This is a genomic window from Azospirillum sp. CT11-132, from assembly GCF_047302835.1.
Lineage (GTDB): Bacteria > Pseudomonadota > Alphaproteobacteria > Azospirillales > Azospirillaceae > Azospirillum.
In genome coordinates this window covers 362,099-384,002 of the sequence record NZ_JBGLZA010000002.1, presented here as the reverse complement: position 1 = coordinate 384,002, position 21,904 = coordinate 362,099, and the positions used below count along the sequence as shown (strand labels likewise).

The window sequence follows — 21,904 nt, the reverse complement described above, 5'->3', positions numbered from 1 at the left end:
GTTCAGCCCATGGACGCACCGGAACACCGATTGCCGCCAGGCACGGCCGGTATCCCCTCCGGCTTTGTCGCACCGCCGGTCGGAACGGGCGCCGATAAGGTCAACGTAGGCCGTCTGGTCCAGACGCTGTGGCGCCAGAAATGGCTGATCCTTGGGCTGACCGCGGTGCTGTGGCTGCCCGCGGTGCTGCTGATCAACGCCATGACGCCGCTCTACAGCGCCTCATCCGTCGTGGTGATCGATCCGCATACGAACCGGGTCATCAACATCCCCTCGGTGTCGGAACCGATGGGAATGTTTCTCGACACCGTCAACACCGAGGTCGAGATCCTGCGGTCCCGCGATCTGGCCCGCCGGGTGGTGGAGATGCTGAATCTCGGGAAGGAACCGGAATATGCCGCGACTCCCGACAAGCCCGGCCTTCTGACCCCCCTGTTCGAAGAAGGCCGCGCCCTGTTGACGGATGTGGCGTCCGGTCTTCCCGAACCGCTGTCCGCCCTGCTGACGCCGGCCGCGCGCCCGCCCGCTCCGACCGGCAGTGCCGAGGAGAAGGAAACCGCCCGCCTGATCTACGCCTTCCAGAAGAACCTGCGCGTCAACCCCGGCGTGCAGTCGCGGGCGATCCGCATCACGGTGGAGGCCAAGGACCCGCAGTTGGCGGCCCGCGCCGCCAACGCCGTCGCCGACGCCTACATCGCCATCCAGGTGGAGGCGAAGCGCAAGGCCACCCAGAACGCCAGCGAGTGGCTGCAGAGCCGATTGGACGAGCTGCGCCAGGACATGACCACCACCGGCCGCGCCGCCGTCGAGGCGATGCGCGCGGAAACCGGCATGACCAAGGGCCGCGATGCCCCACTGGTGAACGAAGAGATGTCGGCCCTGAACGCCCAGCTGGCGGAGGCGCGCACTGCGCTGACCAATGCCCAGGGGCGGCTGCGCCAGTTGCAGTCCGTCCAACCCGGCAATCCCGAATCGTTGACCGGCGCAGACATCGGCACCGACCCGCTGATCACCGGCCTGCGCCAGCGTCAGACGGCGCTGAGCGCCCAGCTGGCAGAGCTGCGCGCCCAATATGGCGACCGTCACCCGGCGCTGGCTCGGCCCACCGCCGAACTGCGCGAACTCAATGCTGCCCTCGCCACCGAGGTGGATCGCGTGATCCGCAGCCTGCGGGGCGAGGTGGAGCAGCAGATCGCCAAGATCCAGAGCCTGTCCCGCCGGTTGGAGGCCCTGCGAACGGAGTCCTTCGACAACCTGCAGGCGGACGTGCGGCTGCGCGAGCTTCAGCGGCAGGCCGACGCATCCGACGACAACTATCGCCGCGCCGTCACCCGCCTGAAGGAGACCCAGGTGCTCCAGGCGCTGGAGATGACGCCCGACGTGCGCATCGTGTCCTCCGCCGACGTCCCGGTGGGGCCGGTCGGGCCGGGCAAGTCCGTGCTGGCGGCATTGGCCGCAGTGGTCTGCGGCGCCATCGCCACCGGCATCGCGCTGGTGCGGACCGCCAGCCAGCGCGGCGTCTACAGCTCCCATCAGGTGGAGGCGGTTCTGGGGCTTCCGGCGGTCGGCATCGTGCCGCTGCTGGGCCGGATCAAGCGGTACGCCGGCTCCGACGCCAAACGCGATCCCTATTCCAACACCGGCGGCGGTGAATTCGCCGAGGCGGTCTGGCGGCTTTGCGCACGGCTGCATCTGGTCCGCACCGGCGCCGAGCCGGCCACGGTCAAGGGCGGCGAGGTCGTGATGCTGACCTCGTCGGTCGCGGGCGAGGGAAAGACGACGCTGGCGGTGGCGCTGTCCGCGTTCCTGGCCGACACCGGCCGCCGGGTCGTCATCGTCGACTGCGACACCCGGCGCCCCGCCGTGCACCGGCTTCTCGGCGGCACCCGCCCGCCCATGGGGCTGACCGACCTGCTGGAAGGCGATGCGACGCTGGATCAGGTCGTGCAGGTCGATGACCGCCGCCGGGTGGCGGTGATCGCCGCCGGCCGGCCGGTCGAGCGCCCGCAGATCCTGTTCGGCTCCAAGGCCATGCTGTCGCTGCTGGTGGAGCTGTCCGAACGCTACGACGTCGTCGTCCTCGACACGCCGCCGGTGCTGTCGGTGTCCGACGCGCTGATCCTGGCGCCGCTGGCCGACCGTGTCCTCTACGTCGTGCGCTGGGCGCGCACCGCCACCAGTCTCGCCAGCGCCGGCATCAAGCAGGTGCGGCAGGTCGGCGGGCGGATCGGCGGCGCGGTGCTGTCGATGGTCAACGCCCGCGACCACGCGAACCTGGAATACGGCGCCCGTCCGCCCAGCGGCCGTTCGTACCGCCTGCGCCGCATCGCCTGAGCGGAAGTATCCAGAACCCAAAAAACCTCGGCCCAAGTGAAGGCCTGCCCCTTGCCGGAGGACCCACAATGAAAGTCGCGATCGTCCATTACTGGCTCGTCGGGATGCGCGGGGGGGAGAAGGTTATCGAAGCCCTGTGCGAGCTGTATCCGGAGGCCGACGTCTTCACCCACGTCTACCGGCCGGAGCGGATCTCTCCGATCATCCGCAGCCATCAGGTCACCACGACCTTCATCGACCGGCTGCCGATGGCCCACCGGATGTATCAGAAGTATCTGCCGCTGATGCCGCTGGCACTGGAGCAGCTCGACCTCAGCGCCTACGACCTCGTCATCAGCAGCGAATCCGGCCCGGCGAAGGGGGTGCTGACCCGGCCGGACGCGCTGCACGTCTGCTACTGCCACACGCCGATGCGCTATGTGTGGAGCGGCTACCACGATTACCTGCATTCGGCCGGACCGATTGTCCGGCCGCTGATGCCCTATGCCATCCACCGGCTGCGGCAATGGGATCTGGCGACGGCGGCGCGGGTCGACCGCTTCATCGCCAATTCGGAAACGGTGGCGAAGCGCATCTGGCGGGTCTACCGCCGCGATTCCACCGTCATCAACCCGCCGGTGGAAACCCGGCGCTTCGCCACCGCGGAGCCACCCGGCGATCATTACCTGTTCGTCAGCCAACTGGTGTCCTACAAGCGGGCCGATGTGGCGATCGAAGCCTTCAACCGCATGGGCCGCAAGCTGGTCGTGGTCGGCGAGGGCGAGGAATACCGCCGGCTGAAGCAGATGGCCGGGCCGACGGTGGAGTTGCTGGGCCATTGTTCCGCCGAGGAACTGGACCGGCAGTATGCCGCCTGCCGCGCCCTGATCTTCACCGCCAACGAGGATTTCGGCATCGTGCCCGTCGAGGCGATGGCCGCCGGCCGGCCGGTGATCGCCCTGAACCGCGGCGGCGCGACCGAGACGGTGAGGGACGGGCTGTCGGGCCTGTTCTTCGACCAGCAGACGCCGGAAGCGCTGATCGAGGCGGTGCAACGCTTCGAGGCGCAGGAACGCCGCTTCAACCCCACCGTCATCCAGGCCTACGCCGCCCGCTTCGACCGTGCCGTTTTCAAGGCACGGCTGCGCGAGACCATCGACAGCTGGATGAACGGCGAGGAACCGGCCCTGGCCCCGGCGCGAGCCGCCGCCAACGACGCCCGCGGGCGGGAGCTGGCTCCGGCATGAGCGTCGCCATGAACCCGTCCACCGTCGCCCCCGCCGCGCCCGATGCCGCCGAGCGGCTGGGCGTCACCGTGATCGTCCCGACCTATCGGCGGCCGGACCAGCTCGCCGGCTGCCTGGACGGTCTGGTCCGCCAAACCCTGGCACCGGTTCAGGTGGTCGTCACCGTGCGCGACACCGATCCGGAGTCCGCCGAGGTTGCCCGGCGCTACGCATCCACCTTGCCGATCGAGGTCGCCGATATCGACGTGCCGGGGCAGGTGGCGGCGATCAACCGCGGCATGGATCATGCCCGCGGCGACATCGTCGCCATCACCGACGACGACGCAGTTCCTCATTCCGACTGGGTCGAACGGATCGAGGCCTGGTATCGCGCCGATCCGCGGATCGGCGGTGTCGGCGGCCGCGACCATGTCTATCACGACGGCGTGCCGGAAACCGGGGAGGCCCAGGTCGTCGGCCGGCTGCAATGGTTCGGCCGGGTCATCGGCAACCATCATCTGGGTGTCGGCCCGGCTCAGGATGTCGACGTTCTGAAGGGCGCCAATTGGAGTTTCCGCCGCGCGGCGATCGACGGCCAGCGGCTGAACACCCGGCTGCGCGGCAGCGGCGCCCAGGTTCGCAACGAGGTGGATTTCTGCCTGCGGCTGTCCCGTCGGGGATGGCGGCTGGTCTATGACCCGCTGGTGGCGGTCGACCATTTCCCGGCGGTGCGCTTCGACATCGACCAGCGCGGCGCGAACCACTTCCACCCGCTGGCGCAGGAGAACGCGACCTTCAACGACACGCTGGCCCTGATGGCCCATTTCGGCCCGGCCAACCGCGCCGCCTTCGCCGCCTGGGCCATGCTGGTGGGGACCTGCGAGTTTCCCGGTCTGGCGCAATGGGCGCGGCTGTCTCTGCGCGGCGACCGCCACGCCGGGGCCAAGCTGCGCGCCACGGTGCGCGGCCGGCTGGAGGGGATGCGTGACTGGCGGGAGACGGCGGCATGACCTTCGCCACAGCCGGCTTCGAGCAGAGCCATCACGGCGTGGGCCATCACGGCGCGGCCCATCATGACGCCGGCCACCACGGCATGGGCGGCCTGCCGTCCCTGAACAGAATGGCTGCACCGGTCTTCTGGTTCCTGGTGGCGGTCCCGGTCCTGATGGGCAAGGCCGGCGTGCTGGAAATCGTTTTTCCCATCGGGGCGCTGGCCGTCGGCGCCCTGCTGGTGACCCGCGACCCGGCCCGGTTCGCCGCCTTCACGTGGTGGCTGTGGTTCCTGACGCCGGAGGTGCGCCGGCTGGTCGATTACCAATCGGGCTGGAGCGTCATCAGCCCGATCATGGTGACGCCCTTCGTCGTCGGCGCCATGAGCTGGCTGGTGATCGCGCAATATCTGCCGATGCTGCGCTACCGCGCCTTTTTCGGTTTCGTGCCGGTGATGCTGGGCATTTCCTACGCCTACGTCAACGGCATCACCCAGGCGGGCGTGGCGGCGGCGACCTTCGCCCTGCTGAACTGGCTGATCCCGGTGACGCTGGGGCTCTACGTCGCCCTGCATTGGCCGATCTACCCGCAGATGCGCGACGCGGTGCTGCGCGCCTTCGTCCTCGGGCTGGCGCTGGTCGGCGGCTATGGCCTGATCCAGTATTTCCTTATGCCGGCCTGGGACGCGCGGTGGCTCCTCAATGTCGGGATGACCAACCAGGGCTTGCCGCTGCCGATGCAGGTGCGGGTGTTCAGCACGATGAACTCCTCCGGCCCGCTCGCCTTCCTGCTGGTCACCGGACTGGCCCTGCTTCCCGCCGCCCGCGGCGTCCTGGTGCCGGTCGCCGGCGCCCTGGCGTTGGGCTCGCTGCTGCTCAGCCTCGTGCGGGCGGCCTGGCTCGCCGGACTGTTCTCCTTTACCTGGCTGATGCTGACCATGCCCGGCCGCCACCGGATGCGGCTGATCGCGGTCGGCGTCGGGCTGGTCCTGTGCTCCCTGCCGCTGCTGAGCGTGCCGAAGGTCAATCAGGCCATCGTCTCCCGCTTCGACACGCTGAATTCGATGGAGAGCGACCGCAGCTTTCAGGACCGGCAGGAATTCTACGTGACGTTCCTGTTCTATGCGATGACCGAGGTGCGTGGCGCCGGGCTCGGCACCATCGACACCGCGACAAAGCTGACCAACGAGGACGGGCACCTGGGAATTCTGGCGAATTTCGACAGCGGCATCCTGCGTGTGCCCTATGAGCTGGGCTGGCCCGGCGCGTTGGGCTATGTCGCCGGCCTGATCGCCCTGACGGCCGGGATGCTGCGCCGCGGCGGCGCCCCGCCCGACCCGTTCGCCCGCTGCGCCGAGACGGCGGCCCTGACGATGCTCGGCTGCATGGTGTTCGAACACACGTTGGTGAAGGTCACCGGCGTCGGCTTCTGGTTCTTCCTGGGCATGGCGATGGCGGCCAAGAATTACGGGCTCGCCAGCCTGCAGGGCGCCGCCCCGGCACCCGTCCATGAATTCGTCCCGGCCCATCACTTCCAAGAGGACAAGCAATGGACGGAAGCCTGATCCTGCCCGGCACCCTGTCTGGGAAGAAGCGGGAGGCCAGCGTGCTTCAGCTTGGGCTGGGCTGGTTTCCGGAGACTCATGGCGGGGCGGAGAACATGTTCTACCACCTCGCCCGTTACCTGCCGCAGGAGGGCATCGCCTTTTCCGGGCTGGTGCTGGGCACCGTTTCCCATACGCTGGACAATGGCGCCCGCATCGACAGCTTCGCACCGCCGACCGCCTCGCTGCCGCGCCGGGTGGCGGCGGCCCGGAGCGCCATCGCCGAAACCCTGCGCCGGCAGGCGCCCGACCTCGTCGCCGCCCATTTCGCGCTGAACATGGTGGGCGCCCTGCCCGCCTTGCGCAACCGGCCGCTGGTCGTCCATTTCCATGGCCCCTGGGCGCTGGAAAGCGCCGCGGAGGGCGCCGGCCCGCTGGCGGTGCGGCTGAAATTCATGGTGGAGCGGCTGGTCTATCGCCGCGCCGCCCGCTTCGTCGTCCTGTCGCAGTCCTTCGCCACCATCCTGGCCGAACGCTATGGCGTACAGCCGGAGCGCATCCACCGGGTGCCCGGCGGCGTCGTTGCCGACCGCTACGACCTTGCCGACAGCCGCCATCAGGCGCGCGCCCGCCTCGGCTGGCCGCAGGGGCGCCCCATCCTGCTGACGGTGCGCCGACTGGTGAAGCGCATGGGGCTGACCGCACTGGTCGACGCCATGGTGGAGCTGCGCCGCCGGGTGCCCGACGTGCTGCTGGTCGTCGCCGGGCGCGGACCGGAGGCGGCGGCGCTTCAGGACCGCATCGGCGCGCTGGGGCTGGAGGAGCATGTGCGGCTGCTGGGCTTCGTTCCCGACGCGCAACTTCCGCTCGCCTACCGCGCCGCCGACCTGTGCGTGATGCCGTCGCAGGCGCTGGAGGGATTCGGCCTGACCGCATTGGAATCGCTGGCGGCCGGCACGCCGGTGATGGTCACGCCCGTGGGCGGCCTTCCCGAGGTGGTGGAGGGGCTGGACGGCGACCTCGTGCTGGCCGGGACCGACGCACGCTCAATCGGCATCGGCCTTGCGGAGGCGCTGACCGGCGTCCGCCGGTTGCCGGACGCCGACGCCTGCCGGGCCCTGGTGCGCAGCCGGTTCGACTGGCCGGTCATCGCCGCCCGCACCGCCGCCGTCTATCGCGGCGCCCTGCAATGAGCATCCCGCGATGAGCACGATCGTCATCCTCTGCGACCATGCCCACCCCAGCGGCGGGCTGGCGAAGGTCGCCATCGCCGGCGCCGTCGGGCTGGCCCGGCGCGGTCACCGGGTCCATTTCTTCACCGCCGTCCCACCCATCGACCCCGCCCTGCTGACGGAGGGAATCACCGTCCATTGCCTGGAGCAGCCCGACCTGAAGGGCAATGCCGACCGCGTGCAGGCGGCGTTGCGCGGCATCTGGAACCGGGAGGCGGCCCGCGCGCTGGAAAGCCTGCTCGGCAGTTGCCCGGCCAACGACACGGTGGTCCATATCCATGGCTGGGCCAAGGCGCTGTCGCCCAGCGTCTTCCCGGTCTGCCGGAAATCCGGCCTGCCGGTGCTGCTGACCCTGCACGATTATTTTCCGCTCTGCCCGAACGGCGCCTTCTTCGTCTTTCCCGAGGGCGTCAACTGCCCGCACCGGGCGCTGTCCGCCGGTTGCCTCGCCACCGACTGCGACGCCCGAGCCCGGCACCACAAATGGTGGCGGGCCGCCCGCCATGCGGCGGGGGCGCTGGCCGGCGGCTTCACCGGCGGCATGGCGCTGGTGACGCTCAGCGACCGGCAGCGCGCGGTGATCGCCCCCCATCTGCCGCCCGGCACCGTCACCCTGCCCGTCCCCAACCCGGTTGAAGTCCCGGACGAACTCAGGGACCGCGGACCCGCTCCGGTGGCCGGCAACCGCCACGTGCTGTTCGTTGGCCGCCTGTCGCGCGAGAAGGGCGCCGCTCTGTTTGCCGAGGCGGCCGCACAGGCCGGCTGTCCGGTGCGCTTCGTGGGCGATGGCGTCGAGGTGGCGGCGGTGCGGCGGCTGAACCCCGATGCGGAACTTGCCGGCTGGCTGCCGCCCGACGCCGTGCTGGAGGAGGTGCGGCGGGCGCGGGCCTTGGTGGTTCCATCGCTGTGGTACGAGACGTTCGGGCTGGCCGCCTATGAAGCGCTGGCGAATGGCGTTCCCATCATCGTCAGCGACAATTGCGCGGCGGCGGAGGCAGTGCTGCCGGGAGAGAACGGTTTCCTGTTCCGCAGCGGCGATGCCGCCGACCTTGCCCGCTGCCTCCGACTGCTGTCCCACGACGCGGAGGTGGAGCGGATGGGCCGCAACGCGCATGACGGGTACTGGCGCGCGCCCTTCACGCTTGACCGCCATCTCGACCGGTTGGAGCAGGTCTATCGCGCGGCCCTCAGCGAGGGCATCGGTTCGCTGGGCCGGCTCGACCGGCGAACCCGGGCCTTCACGCCATGAGCGGCGGTCCCGGCTGCCGCATCGGCAGGCGCGCGCTGCTGGCAGCCACCCTCGCTCTGCCCGCCGCCAGAGCTGCCGCCCAAGCCGCCCAGGACAAGCCTTTGCGTCCGACCCCCGACCAGCCGCCGAGAAGCGGCCCAGCCCTGTCGATCCGCGAACGCGGCGCCATCGGCGACGGGCGCAGCCATCCTTTGTCGGAGCGTTACAAGAGCCTGGAGGCGGCACGGCGCGTCCATCCGCATGTCCGCTCCCTGGACCAGGAGTGCGATTGGGCGGCTCTGCAGGGCGCCGTGCTGGAACTGGCGCGCAGCGGACAGGGCGGGACGGTGCTGGTGCCGCCCGGCCATTACCGGCTGGATGGCGAGATCGTCCTGCCCAACCTCGACCGCTACGACGACGCCTTCAACGAGGTGGAGATCGTCGGCGCCGGCATGCGCGCCTCGCTGCTGTCCTGGCCGGAAGATCTGGGGCCGGGACGGTTTGCCATCCGGGCTGGCAGCCGACAGGGTATGCGCGACGACGACAAGGGCTATCAGCGCAGCCGCATCGCGCACATCAGCCTGCGCGGGCCGAAGCCCGGCAACCGGCCGGGCGATCCGCCGCCGGGCATGGACGGGCTGGCGCTGACCTCCCGCTTCCTGCTGGAGCGGGTCGGGGTGTTCGGCTTCCGCGCCGGGGTGGACGTCTGGCGCGACCATTCCTCGCTGATCTCCTGCCAGCTGACCAAGAACCACATCGGCGCCTATTGGTCGGCGGGGACCGACAGCTTCGGCGATCATCTGTTCCTCGACACCGACCTCGCCGGCAACACGCTGGCCTCCATCGCCGTGTCGCCGGAGAACGGCATCGACCATTCCAGCTTCATCTCCTGCCATTTCGGCTTCTCGCCCTACGCGATCCTGGCGGAGGACGGGCCGGCGAAGCGGACCTTCCTGTCCAACAACAAGTTCCTGGACTGCGCCTTCGAAGCCTGCGGCAACGGCTGGATCCAGGGGCCGATGGCGGAGATGTACGGCAATGTGCTGATCGGGTGCAGCGGATCGCTGCTGCCGGCCTATCGTCTGGTCAAGCGGCCGGTCACCGGCCTGATCGTGGTGCGGGCGCTGGAGCGCAACCAATTCACCGGCGGCAGCGCCAGCTTCGGCGACGGCACCAACGACCGCGCCGCCGACATCGAGACCGCCGCCATCGTCGCGGCTTCGGCCGTCGGCAACCGGTTCGACGATGCGGAACGGCTGATCCGTCTCGGCCGCGACGGCTTCGCCCCGGCTCTCGCCATCTCCGGCACCTGCCGCGCCAACCGGTTCGAGGCGCTGGACTGCTCCGGCGAGTTCCGCAAGGTCGGGGCCGGCGGCGTCGATGCCGGGAATCTGGTGCAGCGCGACTACGACCGGGTGCGCCGGCTGGAGCCCGACCGCCCGGCCGACGGCGTCGCCCTGACCTCGGCTGCCGCCGGCGGCGTCGTTCCCGTCGCGACCAGTGGAACCGCCCCGGTCGGCAAGACCCGAGCCGCCATCCGCATGGGCACCGTCCTGCGCCCCGGCAGCGGCACCCCCCAGCGTGTCGATCCCACCCCCGGACCGGCGGCGCCGGTCGGCATCGCGGTGACGGACGCAGCGCCGGGAACCGACAACGTGGTCATGGAGCTGAGGTTGGAGTTGCGGTAAGGATGGCCGGTCAGGACGCCGACCCGGTCAACAGCCGCCGCCCGTCGACCGGCTGATCCGCCGGCCCAAGTTCCTCCAGCAGATCGGCATAGTGTCCGGCCGTCACCGACCAGTCCTGGCTCTCGGCGATGCGGCGGCCTGCCTCGCCCATCCGGCGGCGCAGTGACGGGTCCGCGGCAAGAGCGTGCATCGCCCGCACCAGATCCCCATGCGCGTCCGGGTCGTCCAGCAGGATGGCGGCGCCGTCCTCCAGCAGACGGCCGGCGCCGGCCAGCCGGGTGGTGACGACCGGCAGCCCGCTGGCCGCCGCCTCCAGCAGGACGAGACCGAAGGGTTCATAGCGGGTCGGAAAGACGAACAGGTCGGCCGCCCGCATCAGCGCCGCCACGTCGCGCCGATGGCCGAGGAAGCGAACCCGATCCTCCACCCCCAGCGCCCGCGCCATCGCCGGGAACGGGCCGCCGCGCTCGTCGCCGACCACCGCCAGCGCCAGATCGGGCACCTCGGCCAGCGCACGCAGCACCCCGTCCAGATTCTTGCGGTCGCTGCGGGCGTCGCCGACGAACAGCGCCACAGGACGGCCGGTCGGCAGGCCGAACAGCGTCGGATCGGGCGTGCCCGGACGGAACTCCCGGACATCGACGCCATTGTCGATCACCCGCAGCCGGGCAGTCTCGATGCCGTCCCGGCGCAGTTCGTCCGCAACGGTCCGTGAGACGGCCACCAGCCGTCCGGCGCGGCGGAAGCTCCAGCGCTCGAAGCCGACATTCAGCAGGGTGTAGAGCGCGCGATAGAGCGACAGCGGCGAAACGCCCTTGCGGATCGGATGGGTGGCGGAGCGCATCCAGGCGGAATGGACGAAATGCACGGCATTCACGTCCGACCGCGCCCAACTGACGAAGCCGTTCACCACCACCCGGTCAATTCCCGCCTGCCGTTCCCGCGCCAAGGCCCGGCTCGCCCTCCAGGCGAACAGCTGGTCCTTCGCCAATTGCGTGGGCACACCGCCGCCGCTGACCGGGACCCAGCGCAAGCGGGGATGGCGCGCCAGTTCCTCCGCCAATTCCGACGCGATGGCGATGACCTCATGCCCGCGGCGGAGCAGTTCGTCGACCACAACGGCGTTCACACGCCCCTGTCCGTCATGCCGGACGATCTTCTGCGTGACGACGGCGATGCGCAGGGAAGCGGTGCGCATGGAACGATCTCCTGCCCGGTCTGATCGGCGGTATTTGCGGCGGTTCGTGCCGAAGTGGAGCACGGCGCCGGCACCCACGCCAAACAAACGAAAGATACGGACACCACACAACAGGCTTAAGACTGCCGTTGTCTGACTCAGTCCTTCAGACACTAAAACATTCGCGGACTCAAAATCGATTTTTTTGGAAGAGTCAAAGATGAGTCAGAGTCATGTCCCAAGATTGACTCTCCATTATATAGCGAATTCTGTGCGACTACTCCCAACGAGCAGGGTAATCCAACCGATACGGTTAACCCAGTCTAGCAAGATCTTAATATTCGATTAATGGGAGTCGTGCCGATGTCGCTCACCGGGTCCAATCTCATCGATGTCACCTTCGCGATCGACGCATGGGGACAAGCAGCCGGCGGCGTCTGGCCGCATCTGGCGCTCAAGCTCGACGGCGCGACCATCGGTCAGGCGACGGTGAACAGCAGCACCCTGGGGCGCTACACCATCTCCGCCAAGGTCGCGGCCGACAGCGCGCACAAGCTGCAGATCGTCTACGACAATGACGGCCTGTCGGGCGGCGTCGACCGCAACCTGTTCGTCCGCGCCGTCTCGGTGAACGGCACGTCGATCGCCGCCACCGATCCGTCGGTCACCTATGACAAGGGTGCGGTCGACGGAAAGGACGTGGTGAAGGGGCAGGAAGCCCTGTATTGGGGCGGCGCGCTGAACGTGCCGCTGCCGGCCTCGCTGTTCCCGGCGGCCGATATTGCCGATCCGGCGGCTGCGGTGCCGGCGGGGACGAAGTCCTACAGCGTCGTCGTCAATGCCTGGGGCAAGAGCGCCGGCGGCGTGCCGCCGCACTTCAAGCTTCTCGTCGACGGCAAGGCGGTGGGCGACGCCAAGGTGGCCGCCACCAGCCAGACCGCCTACAAATTCACGGTCGATCTCGACCCGACCCAGGCGCACAAGGTCCAGGTCCAGTACGACAATGACGCCGTCGTCAACGGCCAGGACCGCAGCCTTTTTGTTGGTTCGGTCGTGGTGAACGGGCACAGCGTCGCCTCCAACGCCGCCGGGGTCACCTATGACCGCGGCGCGCTGGACGGAAAGGACGTCATCTCCGGCCAGCAGGGCCTTTGGTGGAACGGCACGCTGAGCGTTCCCGTCACCAAGGACATGCTCGGCGGTACGACGACCACCACGCCCACGGCACCCACCCCGACTTCCCCTACCCCGACTGCGCCCGCCCCCACCACGCCGGCTCCGACGACGCCCACCACCACGCTGCCGAAGAACGACCACAGCGCCAGCGCCGGGGTCAGCAGCGACCGGCCGCCGCTGATGTCCGATGTGTCGACCATCTCCTGGGGTGCCGACCGCGGGCTGGCGCCGCAGCACCTGTTCTGGGAATCTGTGCCCGATTACTCCAACGCCGCCCACCTGAAGGAAACCCGCGACGTCGCCGCCGGTCATCTGTCCGACGGGGTGATGCCGCTGATCGGCCTGCAGCTGTGGGAGGATACCTTCACGGAGTCGCAGAACGGCGGTGAGTTCGCCAGCCTGGGCGGCCACAAGGCCTGGGTGTCCTGGGTCAAGGCGCATCAGCAGTATCTGGGCCGCGACGCCGAGGGCTACGTCCTGAACGCCGACAGCAGCAATCCCAGTGGCTGGGGCTATATCAGCCCGCTGATGCCGTTGGACGCCAAGGACGCGCCGGCCGGCTGGACCGGCGGCACAGCCCATTACGCCGACTGGATGGCCGACAAGCTGGGCCGCCTGTCGGCCCTGACCGGCACCCGCGGCTATGAGCTGGCCGACTTCTTCGACGGCAGCCCGCATTCCGGCGTGATGGACTTCTTCAACAGCCGCATGATCGCAGAGTTCAGCGCCAAGACCGGCATCAAGGTGGCGGGCAGCACGCTGGCGCAGCAGGCGGCGGACATCGTCGACAACCACCCGACCCAGTGGCTGGATTACTTCGTCGACGGCTGGGCCTATGGCTGGAAGGCGCTGGACGATGCCATCGTCAAGAACACCGGCCACGCCGCATGGCTGACCACCCAGGTGTCCTTCACCCCGGCGGCGATGCGCGAATTCGCCGGCGTCGACGCCCGCGTGATCGCGGACACGATGAACGAGAAGGACATCCTGTTCAACGTGCAGACCCTCGAACGCTTCGAGATGCAGCACAAGCAGGCGCCGGCCTCCTACGAGCAGGCGATGCTGGGCATCCATGCCGCCCGCGCGCCGGACGCCCATTTCGGCCACATGATGTCCTCGTCGGAGGATGATTACTGGGGTGCGGTGAACAGCCTCTACACCGGCGTGACCGGTACGGTGCGCGAGGAACTGGGCTGGGGCCGCCTGGAACAGACCTGGCTGCAGAGCGGCTGGACGATGATCGCCGACGACCAGGGCGGCGTCCGCCGCGCGGCGGAACAGTGGTCGCGCAGCTATCACGATTGGGGCGAGGTGAAGCAGCCGTGGCTGGACATGCTGCGCGACATCGTGCCGACCCGTCCCTTCGGCCCGGCGCTCTATTACAGCGCCAATGCCGAGAAGGCGATGAACGCGCTGGAGCCCGACGGCAATGCCATCGGCAACGCCTATCTCGGCGAGCTGCTGGAGCCGATCACCAAGCTGCATGATGCCGGCGCGACCTTCGGCTATTACGTCAGCGACGCGGCCCTGCCGTCGATGACCAAGGCCAGCACGCCCAGCGCCTGGATCATTCCGCAGGCGACCTACGATGGCCACAACCTGTTCAGCGACGCCGAGATCGCCGCCCTGAAGGCCAAGGCGCCGGTCCTGATCGGCGACGAGGCGCTGAACTACCATTACCCGCTGACCTTCACCGACAAGGATCCGGACGCCCAGATCACCGGCTACGGCTTCTACGACCAGAAGGACCGGCTGATCGTCGTCGCCTCCGATCGGGTCGACTTCAACGACACCGCGGCACGCAAGGCGGTTGACACCCATGTGGAGCTTCAGCTCGCCAACGGCCACTACACGGTCCAGGACCTGATCCACAACACCACGCAGGGCTTCGACGTGGTGAATGGTGTCGGCGGCTTCGACACCACCATCGCCCGCTGGGACACCGGCGTCTTCGCCATCACCCACGACATGGCGGCCTAAAGCGGAAGCCCGGCGGCAACCCGTCGAAACGAAAGCGGAGTCCCGTCCCGGCGGGGCTCCGTTTTCGTTTCCGTGTTCAGCGAAAAATGTCCTGGCAAACTCTGTTTAAGAGTCTATATTATCGTCAGTGAACTGGCCCAGTGCAGACCGACCCAAAGACGAGCCATCTAATATAAGTTGTCTTACAAAGAACTTTTTCTTCTTTGAACGGCAATATCGTTTGGCTTCCTTTGCTTGGGACCTTCCCCACTCGGCGCAACCCGCCAGGGACGGACCTCGCTTCAGCGGGTAATCACTTCCATATTCGCGTGCGAGGATGACTTATTACTGCTGGCCTTCTGACGAAGGACTCTGCCCGGACAGTATGAGTTCACACCCCACTGAGCCTGGAACCATTCCAGAAGTGCAGCAGACAATGCCGTGAGTGCCGGATCATAGTTTGATCTAAATTCGATCGGGCGAGCACGAGAGGACCGATACAACGTGCACCGTCCATCGGATATGCGGCATTGCGCGGCCAGGCGTGGAGGTACCGGAGACTAGGGTGGCAACGGCCCGAACGGGGGGCCGAGGGGTGTACGCCGGACACGAGAATCCGGCAGACCTGAATTGCCATGTACCGGAGCCACCGACGTCGAAGCAAAGCGTCCAGGGGGGAATCCTTGCCTTCCGGCCGCGCGATACCGTCCGCCAATTCGTCTATTTCTTGGGGGAGACGGACATGTCCGATCGCATTCGTGTGATTGTTCACAACCAAAGCCGATTGCTGCGCGAATCCATCCTGAACATCCTGGACGACTGTTTCGAGGTCATTGATCCGCAAAGCCGCCTCGCAACCGGACTTTCACCCAAGCCGATGTGGAATGGCCGGACCAACGGCGGCCCCGACCGCTACTCCGACGGCCTGTCGGCCGGCGGGGCCGTGGCCACGCTGGAACCGCCGGCCGGCAACGGCGGTTCCGAACGGACGGCGGACATCGTCCTGTTCGACCTCGCCTCTCTGAAGACCGACGCCTGGAACTTCCGCAGTTGGTACGGCGAGCAGGCCAAGCTGGCGATGATCGCCGACGAGTTCTCCGCGCATCACATGCGGATGGCCCTGCGCTTCGGCGTGCGCGGCTATCTGCTGAACCGGATGGCCCCGACCGCCTTCGTGCTGGCGCTGCGCCTGATCCATGCCGGCGAGCCGGTGGTGCCGGAGGAGTGCTTCGACTATTTCTCCCCCACCGCGCTCCGCCGGGGCGGAGAGGACGGGGCGATGGCCCAGCACGAAAGCGAACTTCTGGGCTATCCCGGCCTCTACCCGCGCCACGCCCGTATCCTGAAGCTGATCATGGACGGATGCAGCAACAAGGAGATCGCGCGCGAGATGGGGATGACGGAGGATCTGGTGAAGCTGCATGTCCGCCACATCATGCAGACCATCAACGTCCGCAACCGCACCCAGGCCGCCCTCTGGGCCGCGCAGAGCGGCATCATCCAGGAGATGGAGTATTTCCTGGAACGGACGGCACCGTAACCCTGGCAGAAAGCGCGCGGGCGCCGGCATGGCGGCGCCCGTCCCTTCCTGGCTTCAGGCCGGCACCACGCTGTTGCTGAGGAAGGTCTCGAACTGGTCGACCGGCAGCGGCCGGCTGATGAGGTAGCCCTGGATGCGGGTGCAGCGCTGCAGGCGAAGCATATCGGCCTGTTCCTGCGTCTCCACCCCCTCGGCGATGGTGTCGAAGCCCAGGCTTTCGGCCAGATTGACGATGGTGCCGACAATGGCCGGATCGGTGGTCGACTTGACGATGTCGCGGACGAAGCTGCGGTCGATCTTCAGCGTGTCGATCGGGAAGCGCTTCAGATAGGCCAGCGAGGAATAGCCGGTGCCGAAATCGTCGATCGACAGGCGGACGCCGATGTCCTTCAGCCCGTTGAGGATCGTCACCGCCTTCTCGATGTCGCCGATCATGGCGCCTTCGGTCAGCTCCAGTTCCAACCGGTCGGCCGGAATTCCGGCGGACTCCACCACGCTGCGGACGAAGCCGACGAGGCGGGCGTCCTGGAACTGGCGCGGCGACAGGTTGACCGACACCGACGGGATCGGCAGACCGCGCTCGATCCAACCCGCCAGCCGGCGGCAGGATTCGATCAGCGTCCAGGCGCCGATCTCCCAGATCAAACCGGTTTCCTCGGCCAGCGGAATGAACTCCGCCGGGCTGACCATGCCGCGCACCGGATGGCGCCAGCGGATCAGCGCTTCCGCTCCGATGGTGCGGTTGCCGGCAAGGTCGATCTTCGGCTGGAAATGCAGTTCGAACTCGTCGCCGCCGCTGGCGCGGCGCAGATCGCTCTCCAGCCCCAGCGTAAAGCCCGACCGTTCGCGCATCCCGTTGTCGTAGAAGACGTATTTGTGCTCCGGGTTGCGCTTGGCATGGTACATCGCCAGATCGGCGTTGCGCAGAAGCTGGTCCGCCGTCTCGCCGTCGTCGGGGTAGAAGGCGATGCCGATGGACGCGCCGCAGAACAGCTCCTGATTATGGACGCTGAACGGCTCCGACATCGAATAGAGCACCTTCTCTACCAGCCGGGCCCCGGCGGAACGATCGGCGGCGTCGGGTGCGACGATCAGGAACTCATCCCCGCCCAGCCGGCCGACCGTGTCGGTCATGCGCGTGCAGTTGCGCAGGCGCCGCGCCACCAGCTTCAGCAGTTCGTCGCCGGCATGGTGGCCCAGCGTGTCGTTCACCTGCTTGAAGCGGTTGAGGTCGAGGAAGGCGACGGCGACCTTGCTCTTGCCGCGCTGGGCGCGGACGATCGCCTCCTCCAGCCTTTCGCAGACCAGCCAGCGGTTGGGCAGGTCGGTCAGCCGGTCGAAGCTGGCCTGATAGCGGATCTGGTGTTCCTGTGATTTGCGCTGGCTGATGTCGGCGATGGTCAGGACATAATGTTCCAGCACGCCGCCCGGCGCGCGGACCGACGTCACCGACAGGGCGGCGGCGAAGGCGTCGCCGGAATGGCGGAAGCTGGTGACCTCCCCCTGCCAGCGCCCGGCCTGCCGCGCGGTGGTCCAGATGGCGTCGATGAACTCCCGCTCGTGCGAGCCGGGGGCGAAGAGGACCAGCGGCCGGCGCAGCAGTTCCTCCCGCTGGAAGCCGGTCATGATCTCGTAGGCCGGGTTGATCGCCTGGACCGTCAACTCCGGATCGACGATCAGGATGCCGTCGGCAACGCTGTCGAACACGGTGGCGAGCAGCCGGATCTTCTCCTCATGCTGCTTGCGTTCGGTGATGTCCTGGACGGTGCCTTCGTAGTAGCGGATGCGGCCGGCGGCGTCGCGCACGCAGCGCGCGCTCTCCGAAATCCAGATGATGGACCCGTCGCGGCGGAAGACGCGCGCCTCGAAACTGTGGACCCGGTCCTGGCGGGCCATCAGATCGGCGAAGGCCTCGCGCTTGCCGGGATCGACATAGAGCTGACAGGCAATGTCGGTGAGGTTGGCGATCAGGTCTTCGGGCGAAGCATAGCCATAGATGTCCGCAAGAGCCGGATTGACCCGCAGGTAACGGCCGTCGACAGTCGTCTGATAGATGCCCTCGACAGCATTTTCGAAGATGCTGCGATACTGTTCTTCCGTCTCGTGACTCATCGTGCGCGCCTCATCCGACGCCAATCCCGAACCGCCTGGAAAAAACATAAGCCTGCAACTCAAACAACGATTGTGGAACTTCCGCTTTTCCGCAATGCGGCAAAGTAGACGTCGGTTCGGAGAGACCCGTCAAGCGACATCGCCGATACTGTCTCACAATATGAAGGGAAATTATAACAAAAAGGTAACCGAACCTGACCCATAGGCGGGCCGGCCTCGCCTGTTTTCGGCCAAAGCATTGATGCGGAACGATAGTCTTCTCTGGAACGGTTAAAGATCTGAAAGACTTCAGCCCAACCGCGGCGCGGTTGACGACGGCAAGCCTGCCGTGTCTCACAATCCTTCCTATACCAATGGCTGTTTTTTATTCATCGCAGCACAGTCTTTGGGCAATTGCGGCACCACGTCACATCGCGACTGGAAGGGCGACGGGCGAATTCCGCCGGATTTCCGGCATCCGTGCAGTTGGCACATCGCGTGCAGTGCTTTTCCCCGTTCAAGCCAACGGCGGTTTGACCCGCGCGGGACCAATGACCGGGGCCCGCACCCAAATCACACGCAGCGCGTCTTTCCTCCCCCGCCCCGCACCGGACCGGTGCCGCGCGGGCTTCACCGGACGCTGCGTGCCGCTCCTTCAGCGCTTGTTCCAAGGGGACTCGTCATGTCGTATCTGGTGCCCTCCGAGTTCGTCACCAAAATGGTGGATGCCGGCGAATCCAAGATTTTCATGTCCACCCGCGACACCGTCATCCGCGCCTATATGGCCGGGGCGATCCTGGCGCTGGCGGCGGTCTTCGCCGTCACGGTCACGGTCCAGACGGGCTTCCCGATCATCGGCGCCATCCTGTTCCCGGTCGGATTCTGCATGCTGTATCTGCTGGGCTTCGACCTGCTGACCGGCGTGTTCGTGCTGTCGCCGCTGGCGCTGATCGACAAGCGGCCGGGCGTCACCATCGGCGGCGTGCTGCGCAACTGGGGGCTGGTGTTCATCGGCAACTTCCTGGGCGCGCTGACGGTCGCGGTGATGATGGCCGTGGTCTTCACCTATGGCTTCTCCACCCCGCCGGACAAGGTCGGCACCGTCATCTCGCACATCGGCGAGAACCGGACGCTGGGCTATGCCCAGTATGGCGCGGCCGGCATGCTGACCATCTTCCTGCGCGGCATGCTGTGCAACTGGATGGTCTCCACCGGCGTCGTCGGCGCCATGATCTCCACCTCGGTCAGCGGCAAGGTGATCGCCATGTGGATGCCGATCATGCTGTTCTTCGGCATGACCTTCGAGCATTCGGTGGTGAACATGTTCCTGTTCCCGTCGGCGATGCTGATGGGCGGCAACTTCTCGATCATGGACTACATGATCTGGAACGAGCTGCCGACGGTGCTGGGCAATCTGGTCGGCGGTCTGGCCTTCACCGGGCTGACGCTCTACGCCACCCATGTCCGCACGGCGCCGAAGCGCCGCCTGCATCAGGCCGGCCTGCAGCCGGCCGAATAAGGCGCCCTGCCCGTCATCCCGTCACCACCCCGGTCCGCCTTGGGCCGGGGTTTTCCTTGCCAAGGGCGGACATCGTGCCAAGTGCCGACATCGTGCCAAATGCCGACATCTTGAAAGAGCTGCGGATCTCCATCGGCCAATGTTCCGACAAGGGGCGGAAGGAGGCCAATCAGGATTTCCACGGGGCGTTGATCCCGACGCCGCCGCTGCTTGGCATGAAGGGGATCGCGGTGGCGCTGGCCGACGGCATCAGCAGCAGCCGGGTCAGCCACATCGCCAGCGAAACCGCGGTGAAGAGCTTCCTGACCGACTATTACTGCACACCGGAAAGCTGGTCGGTGAGGACCTCGGCGCAGCGGGTGCTGGCGGCGGCCAACAGCTGGCTGCACGCCCAGAACCGGCGCAGCGAATACCGCTACGACCAGGACCGCGGCTTTGCCTGCACGCTCAGCGCGCTGGTGCTGAAATCGGCCACCGCCCATCTGTTCCATGTCGGCGATTCCCGCATCTACCGCATCGCCGGTCGCGCGCTGGAGCAGCTGACCACCGACCACCGGGTGATGGTGTCGTCGGAGGTCAGCTATCTCGGCCGGGCGATCGGCGTGGTGCCGCATGTGGAGATCGATTGCCGGGAACTGCCGGTGGAAGCCGGCGACGTCTTCCTGCTGGCGACCGATGGCGTCTATGAGCATGTCGATGCCGATTTTTTAATCAACGCCATCGCCGACCATGGCGACGACCTCGACCGCGCGGCCCGACTCGCGGTGGAGGAGGCGCTGCGGCGGGGCAGCACCGACAACCTGACGCTCCAGATCGTGCGAATCGACGCGATCCCCGATGCGGATGCCGGCGACCTGCTATCGCGGCTGTCCGACCTGCCCCCACCGCCCCTGCTGGAACCTGGGGCCGAGTTCGAGGGCTACCGCATCCTGCGCGAACTGCACGCCAGCAGCCGCAGCCATGTCTATCTGGCCCAGGATGGAGCCCGGGAGGACGCAGGCGGTCCCGCCGTGGCGCTGAAGGTGCCGGCCATCGACCGGCGCGACGACCGCGCCCATCTGCGGCGCTTCCTGATGGAGGAGTGGATCGCCCGGCGGATCAACAGCCCGCATGTGCTGAAGGCCCCGCCGCAGAACCGGCCGCGCCGCCACCTCTTTGTCGTCACCGAACATCTGGACGGCCAGACGCTGACCCAGTGGATGCGCGACCACCCCGACCCCGACCTGCCCACCGTGCGCGCCATCGTCGAGCAGATCGGCAAGGGGCTGCAGGCCTTCCACCGGCTGGAGATGCTGCACCAGGACCTGCGGCCCGACAATGTGATGATCGACCGGACCGGGACGGTGAAGATCGTCGATTTCGGATCGGTCCTCGTGCCCGGCATCCTGGAGACGATGCCCGACGCCGACCGCGGCGAAATTCTCGGCACCCTGCAATACACCGCCCCCGAATATCTTCTTGGCGAAGGCGGGACGCCGGCCTCCGACCTTTATGCGCTGGGGGTCATCGCCTATCAGATGCTGACCGGCCGTCTGCCCTATGGCGCCGACGCTGCGACCGCCACCACGCGGGCGCGCCAACGGAAGCTGGTCTACCGCACGGCGCTCAGCGACCAGCGGGACATCCCCGTCTGGCTTGACGGCGTGCTGCGCAAGGCGGTCCATCCGGACCCGGCCAAGCGCTATCAGGAATTGTCGGAGTTCCTGTACGACCTGCGCCACCCGCGCAAGCATGCCGCGGGACTGCGGCGCCGGCCGCTGATCGACCGCAACCCGCTGGCCTTCTGGCAGGGGCTGTCGGCACTGCTGGCGCTGGCGGTGCTGGTCCTGCTGGCCGGACGGGTCTGAACCGCCCGCCAGCAGGACGAACGCGCAATCAGTGCCCGTGGGCGACCTTGGCGCCTTCCTTCAGCTTGTAGAGGCGCGAGCAGTAGGGGCATTCGACCTGCCCTTCGCGATCCAGCGTCAGATAGACCAGCGGATGGCCCAGCGCGCCGCCGCCGCCGTCGCACCCGACGGTCGAGGTTTCAACAAGGATCGTCTCGGTCGGCTGCATGGCAGTCATCCTCTGTTTTGACAGGCGCGCCGGTTCACGCCATCGTGGACACGCCCGCTGTCCGGGCCCCCCGATCGGGGTTCCGCGCGCGCGGGCCGGATGATACCCATCGCGCGCCGCGGATCAACGGGGGAAACCACCGGACTCGCGGGCTTTTTCGCCAACCG

The 21,904-nt window shown here is 67.6% G+C and carries 14 protein-coding genes; 11 read left to right on the top strand and 3 right to left on the bottom strand.

What is annotated here, in order from left to right; all coding sequences use genetic code 11:
- Window positions 1-9 precede the first annotated feature (9 nt).
- The 7 genes from ACCD06_RS03605 (at window position 10) to ACCD06_RS03575 (ending at window position 10,220) form a co-directional block, all read left to right on the top strand.
- Entirely contained in the window at window positions 10-2,334 is a 2,325-nt protein-coding gene (locus ACCD06_RS03605; protein ID WP_413338853.1) for a GumC family protein, read from the top strand.
- A 68-nt stretch (window positions 2,335-2,402) separates the two neighbouring features.
- Window positions 2,403-3,560, top strand: a complete 1,158-nt coding sequence (locus ACCD06_RS03600) for a glycosyltransferase (protein WP_109074186.1) — start codon at window positions 2,403-2,405, stop codon at window positions 3,558-3,560.
- Entirely contained in the window at window positions 3,557-4,549 is a 993-nt protein-coding gene (locus ACCD06_RS03595; protein WP_413338851.1) for a glycosyltransferase family 2 protein, read from the top strand. The genes ACCD06_RS03600 and ACCD06_RS03595 overlap by 4 nt, the downstream gene beginning before the upstream one ends.
- Window positions 4,546-6,093: an O-antigen ligase family protein gene (locus ACCD06_RS03590; protein WP_413338849.1), complete on the top strand. Its 1,548-nt coding sequence runs from the start codon at window positions 4,546-4,548 to the stop codon at window positions 6,091-6,093. Before ACCD06_RS03595 ends, ACCD06_RS03590 begins: the two co-directional genes overlap by 4 nt.
- The gene (locus ACCD06_RS03585; protein ID WP_413338847.1) at window positions 6,078-7,265 is read left to right on the top strand and encodes a glycosyltransferase family 4 protein; all 1,188 of its coding nucleotides are present in this window, start codon (window positions 6,078-6,080) and stop codon (window positions 7,263-7,265) included. Before ACCD06_RS03590 ends, ACCD06_RS03585 begins: the two co-directional genes overlap by 16 nt.
- 10 nt (window positions 7,266-7,275) lie before the next feature.
- Entirely contained in the window at window positions 7,276-8,553 is a 1,278-nt protein-coding gene (locus tag ACCD06_RS03580; RefSeq protein WP_413338845.1) for a glycosyltransferase family 4 protein, read from the top strand.
- Window positions 8,550-10,220 (top strand): DUF2190 family protein, encoded by a 1,671-nt coding sequence (locus ACCD06_RS03575; RefSeq protein ID WP_413338843.1) that lies wholly within the window; start codon window positions 8,550-8,552, stop codon window positions 10,218-10,220. Before ACCD06_RS03580 ends, ACCD06_RS03575 begins: the two co-directional genes overlap by 4 nt.
- A 10-nt stretch (window positions 10,221-10,230) precedes the next feature.
- On the opposite strand, the gene ACCD06_RS03570 is transcribed toward ACCD06_RS03575, so the two are convergent.
- Window positions 10,231-11,418 carry a glycosyltransferase family 4 protein gene (locus ACCD06_RS03570; RefSeq protein ID WP_413338841.1) on the bottom strand — a complete coding sequence of 396 codons (1,188 nt, stop codon included), beginning with the start codon at window positions 11,416-11,418 and terminating at the stop codon, window positions 10,231-10,233.
- A 342-nt stretch (window positions 11,419-11,760) separates the two neighbouring features.
- Here ACCD06_RS03570 and ACCD06_RS03565 point away from each other — a divergent pair, with 342 nt between their 5' ends.
- Both ACCD06_RS03565 and ACCD06_RS03560 read left to right on the top strand, forming a co-directional pair.
- Window positions 11,761-14,553, top strand: a complete 2,793-nt coding sequence (locus ACCD06_RS03565) for a carbohydrate-binding domain-containing protein (protein WP_413338839.1) — start codon at window positions 11,761-11,763, stop codon at window positions 14,551-14,553.
- Between the two features lie 721 nt (window positions 14,554-15,274).
- The gene (locus tag ACCD06_RS03560) at window positions 15,275-16,072 is read left to right on the top strand and encodes a LuxR C-terminal-related transcriptional regulator (protein WP_109074181.1); all 798 of its coding nucleotides are present in this window, start codon (window positions 15,275-15,277) and stop codon (window positions 16,070-16,072) included.
- Between the two features lie 54 nt (window positions 16,073-16,126).
- On the opposite strand, the gene ACCD06_RS03555 is transcribed toward ACCD06_RS03560, so the two are convergent.
- Window positions 16,127-18,184: an EAL domain-containing protein gene (locus tag ACCD06_RS03555; RefSeq protein WP_109074180.1), complete on the bottom strand. Its 2,058-nt coding sequence runs from the start codon at window positions 18,182-18,184 to the stop codon at window positions 16,127-16,129.
- Window positions 18,185-18,845: 661 nt separating this feature from the next.
- On the opposite strand from ACCD06_RS03555, the gene ACCD06_RS03550 reads away from it, so the two are divergent.
- Both ACCD06_RS03550 and ACCD06_RS03545 read left to right on the top strand, forming a co-directional pair.
- Window positions 18,846-19,682 (top strand): formate/nitrite transporter family protein, encoded by an 837-nt coding sequence (locus ACCD06_RS03550; RefSeq protein WP_109074179.1) that lies wholly within the window; start codon window positions 18,846-18,848, stop codon window positions 19,680-19,682.
- A gap of 74 nt (window positions 19,683-19,756) precedes the next feature.
- Window positions 19,757-21,529, top strand: coding sequence for a protein kinase domain-containing protein (locus tag ACCD06_RS03545; protein WP_413338836.1), 1,773 nt, complete (start codon window positions 19,757-19,759; stop codon window positions 21,527-21,529).
- Window positions 21,530-21,557: 28 nt separating this feature from the next.
- On the opposite strand, the gene ACCD06_RS03540 is transcribed toward ACCD06_RS03545, so the two are convergent.
- Window positions 21,558-21,746, bottom strand: a complete 189-nt coding sequence (locus tag ACCD06_RS03540) for a zinc-finger domain-containing protein (RefSeq protein ID WP_085086595.1) — start codon at window positions 21,744-21,746, stop codon at window positions 21,558-21,560.
- Between the last annotated feature and the right edge of the window lie 158 nt (window positions 21,747-21,904).

What these genes read in the sequence shown, in the direction of transcription:
- ACCD06_RS03585 (WP_413338847.1), top strand. Translation starts at nt 6,078, where the DNA reads ATGGACGGAAGCCTGATCCTGCCCGGCACCCTGTCTGGGAAGAAGCGG.
- ACCD06_RS03595 (WP_413338851.1), top strand. Translation starts at nt 3,557, where the DNA reads ATGAGCGTCGCCATGAACCCGTCCACCGTCGCCCCCGCCGCGCCCGAT.
- ACCD06_RS03605 (WP_413338853.1), top strand. Translation starts at nt 10, where the DNA reads ATGGACGCACCGGAACACCGATTGCCGCCAGGCACGGCCGGTATCCCC.
- ACCD06_RS03540 (WP_085086595.1), bottom strand. Translation starts at nt 21,746, where the DNA reads ATGACTGCCATGCAGCCGACCGAGACGATCCTTGTTGAAACCTCGACC.
- ACCD06_RS03555 (WP_109074180.1), bottom strand. Translation starts at nt 18,184, where the DNA reads ATGAGTCACGAGACGGAAGAACAGTATCGCAGCATCTTCGAAAATGCT.
- ACCD06_RS03560 (WP_109074181.1), top strand. Translation starts at nt 15,275, where the DNA reads ATGTCCGATCGCATTCGTGTGATTGTTCACAACCAAAGCCGATTGCTG.
- ACCD06_RS03600 (WP_109074186.1), top strand. Translation starts at nt 2,403, where the DNA reads ATGAAAGTCGCGATCGTCCATTACTGGCTCGTCGGGATGCGCGGGGGG.
- ACCD06_RS03570 (WP_413338841.1), bottom strand. Translation starts at nt 11,418, where the DNA reads ATGCGCACCGCTTCCCTGCGCATCGCCGTCGTCACGCAGAAGATCGTC.
- ACCD06_RS03590 (WP_413338849.1), top strand. Translation starts at nt 4,546, where the DNA reads ATGACCTTCGCCACAGCCGGCTTCGAGCAGAGCCATCACGGCGTGGGC.
- ACCD06_RS03580 (WP_413338845.1), top strand. Translation starts at nt 7,276, where the DNA reads ATGAGCACGATCGTCATCCTCTGCGACCATGCCCACCCCAGCGGCGGG.
- ACCD06_RS03550 (WP_109074179.1), top strand. Translation starts at nt 18,846, where the DNA reads ATGTCGTATCTGGTGCCCTCCGAGTTCGTCACCAAAATGGTGGATGCC.
- ACCD06_RS03565 (WP_413338839.1), top strand. Translation starts at nt 11,761, where the DNA reads ATGTCGCTCACCGGGTCCAATCTCATCGATGTCACCTTCGCGATCGAC.
- ACCD06_RS03575 (WP_413338843.1), top strand. Translation starts at nt 8,550, where the DNA reads ATGAGCGGCGGTCCCGGCTGCCGCATCGGCAGGCGCGCGCTGCTGGCA.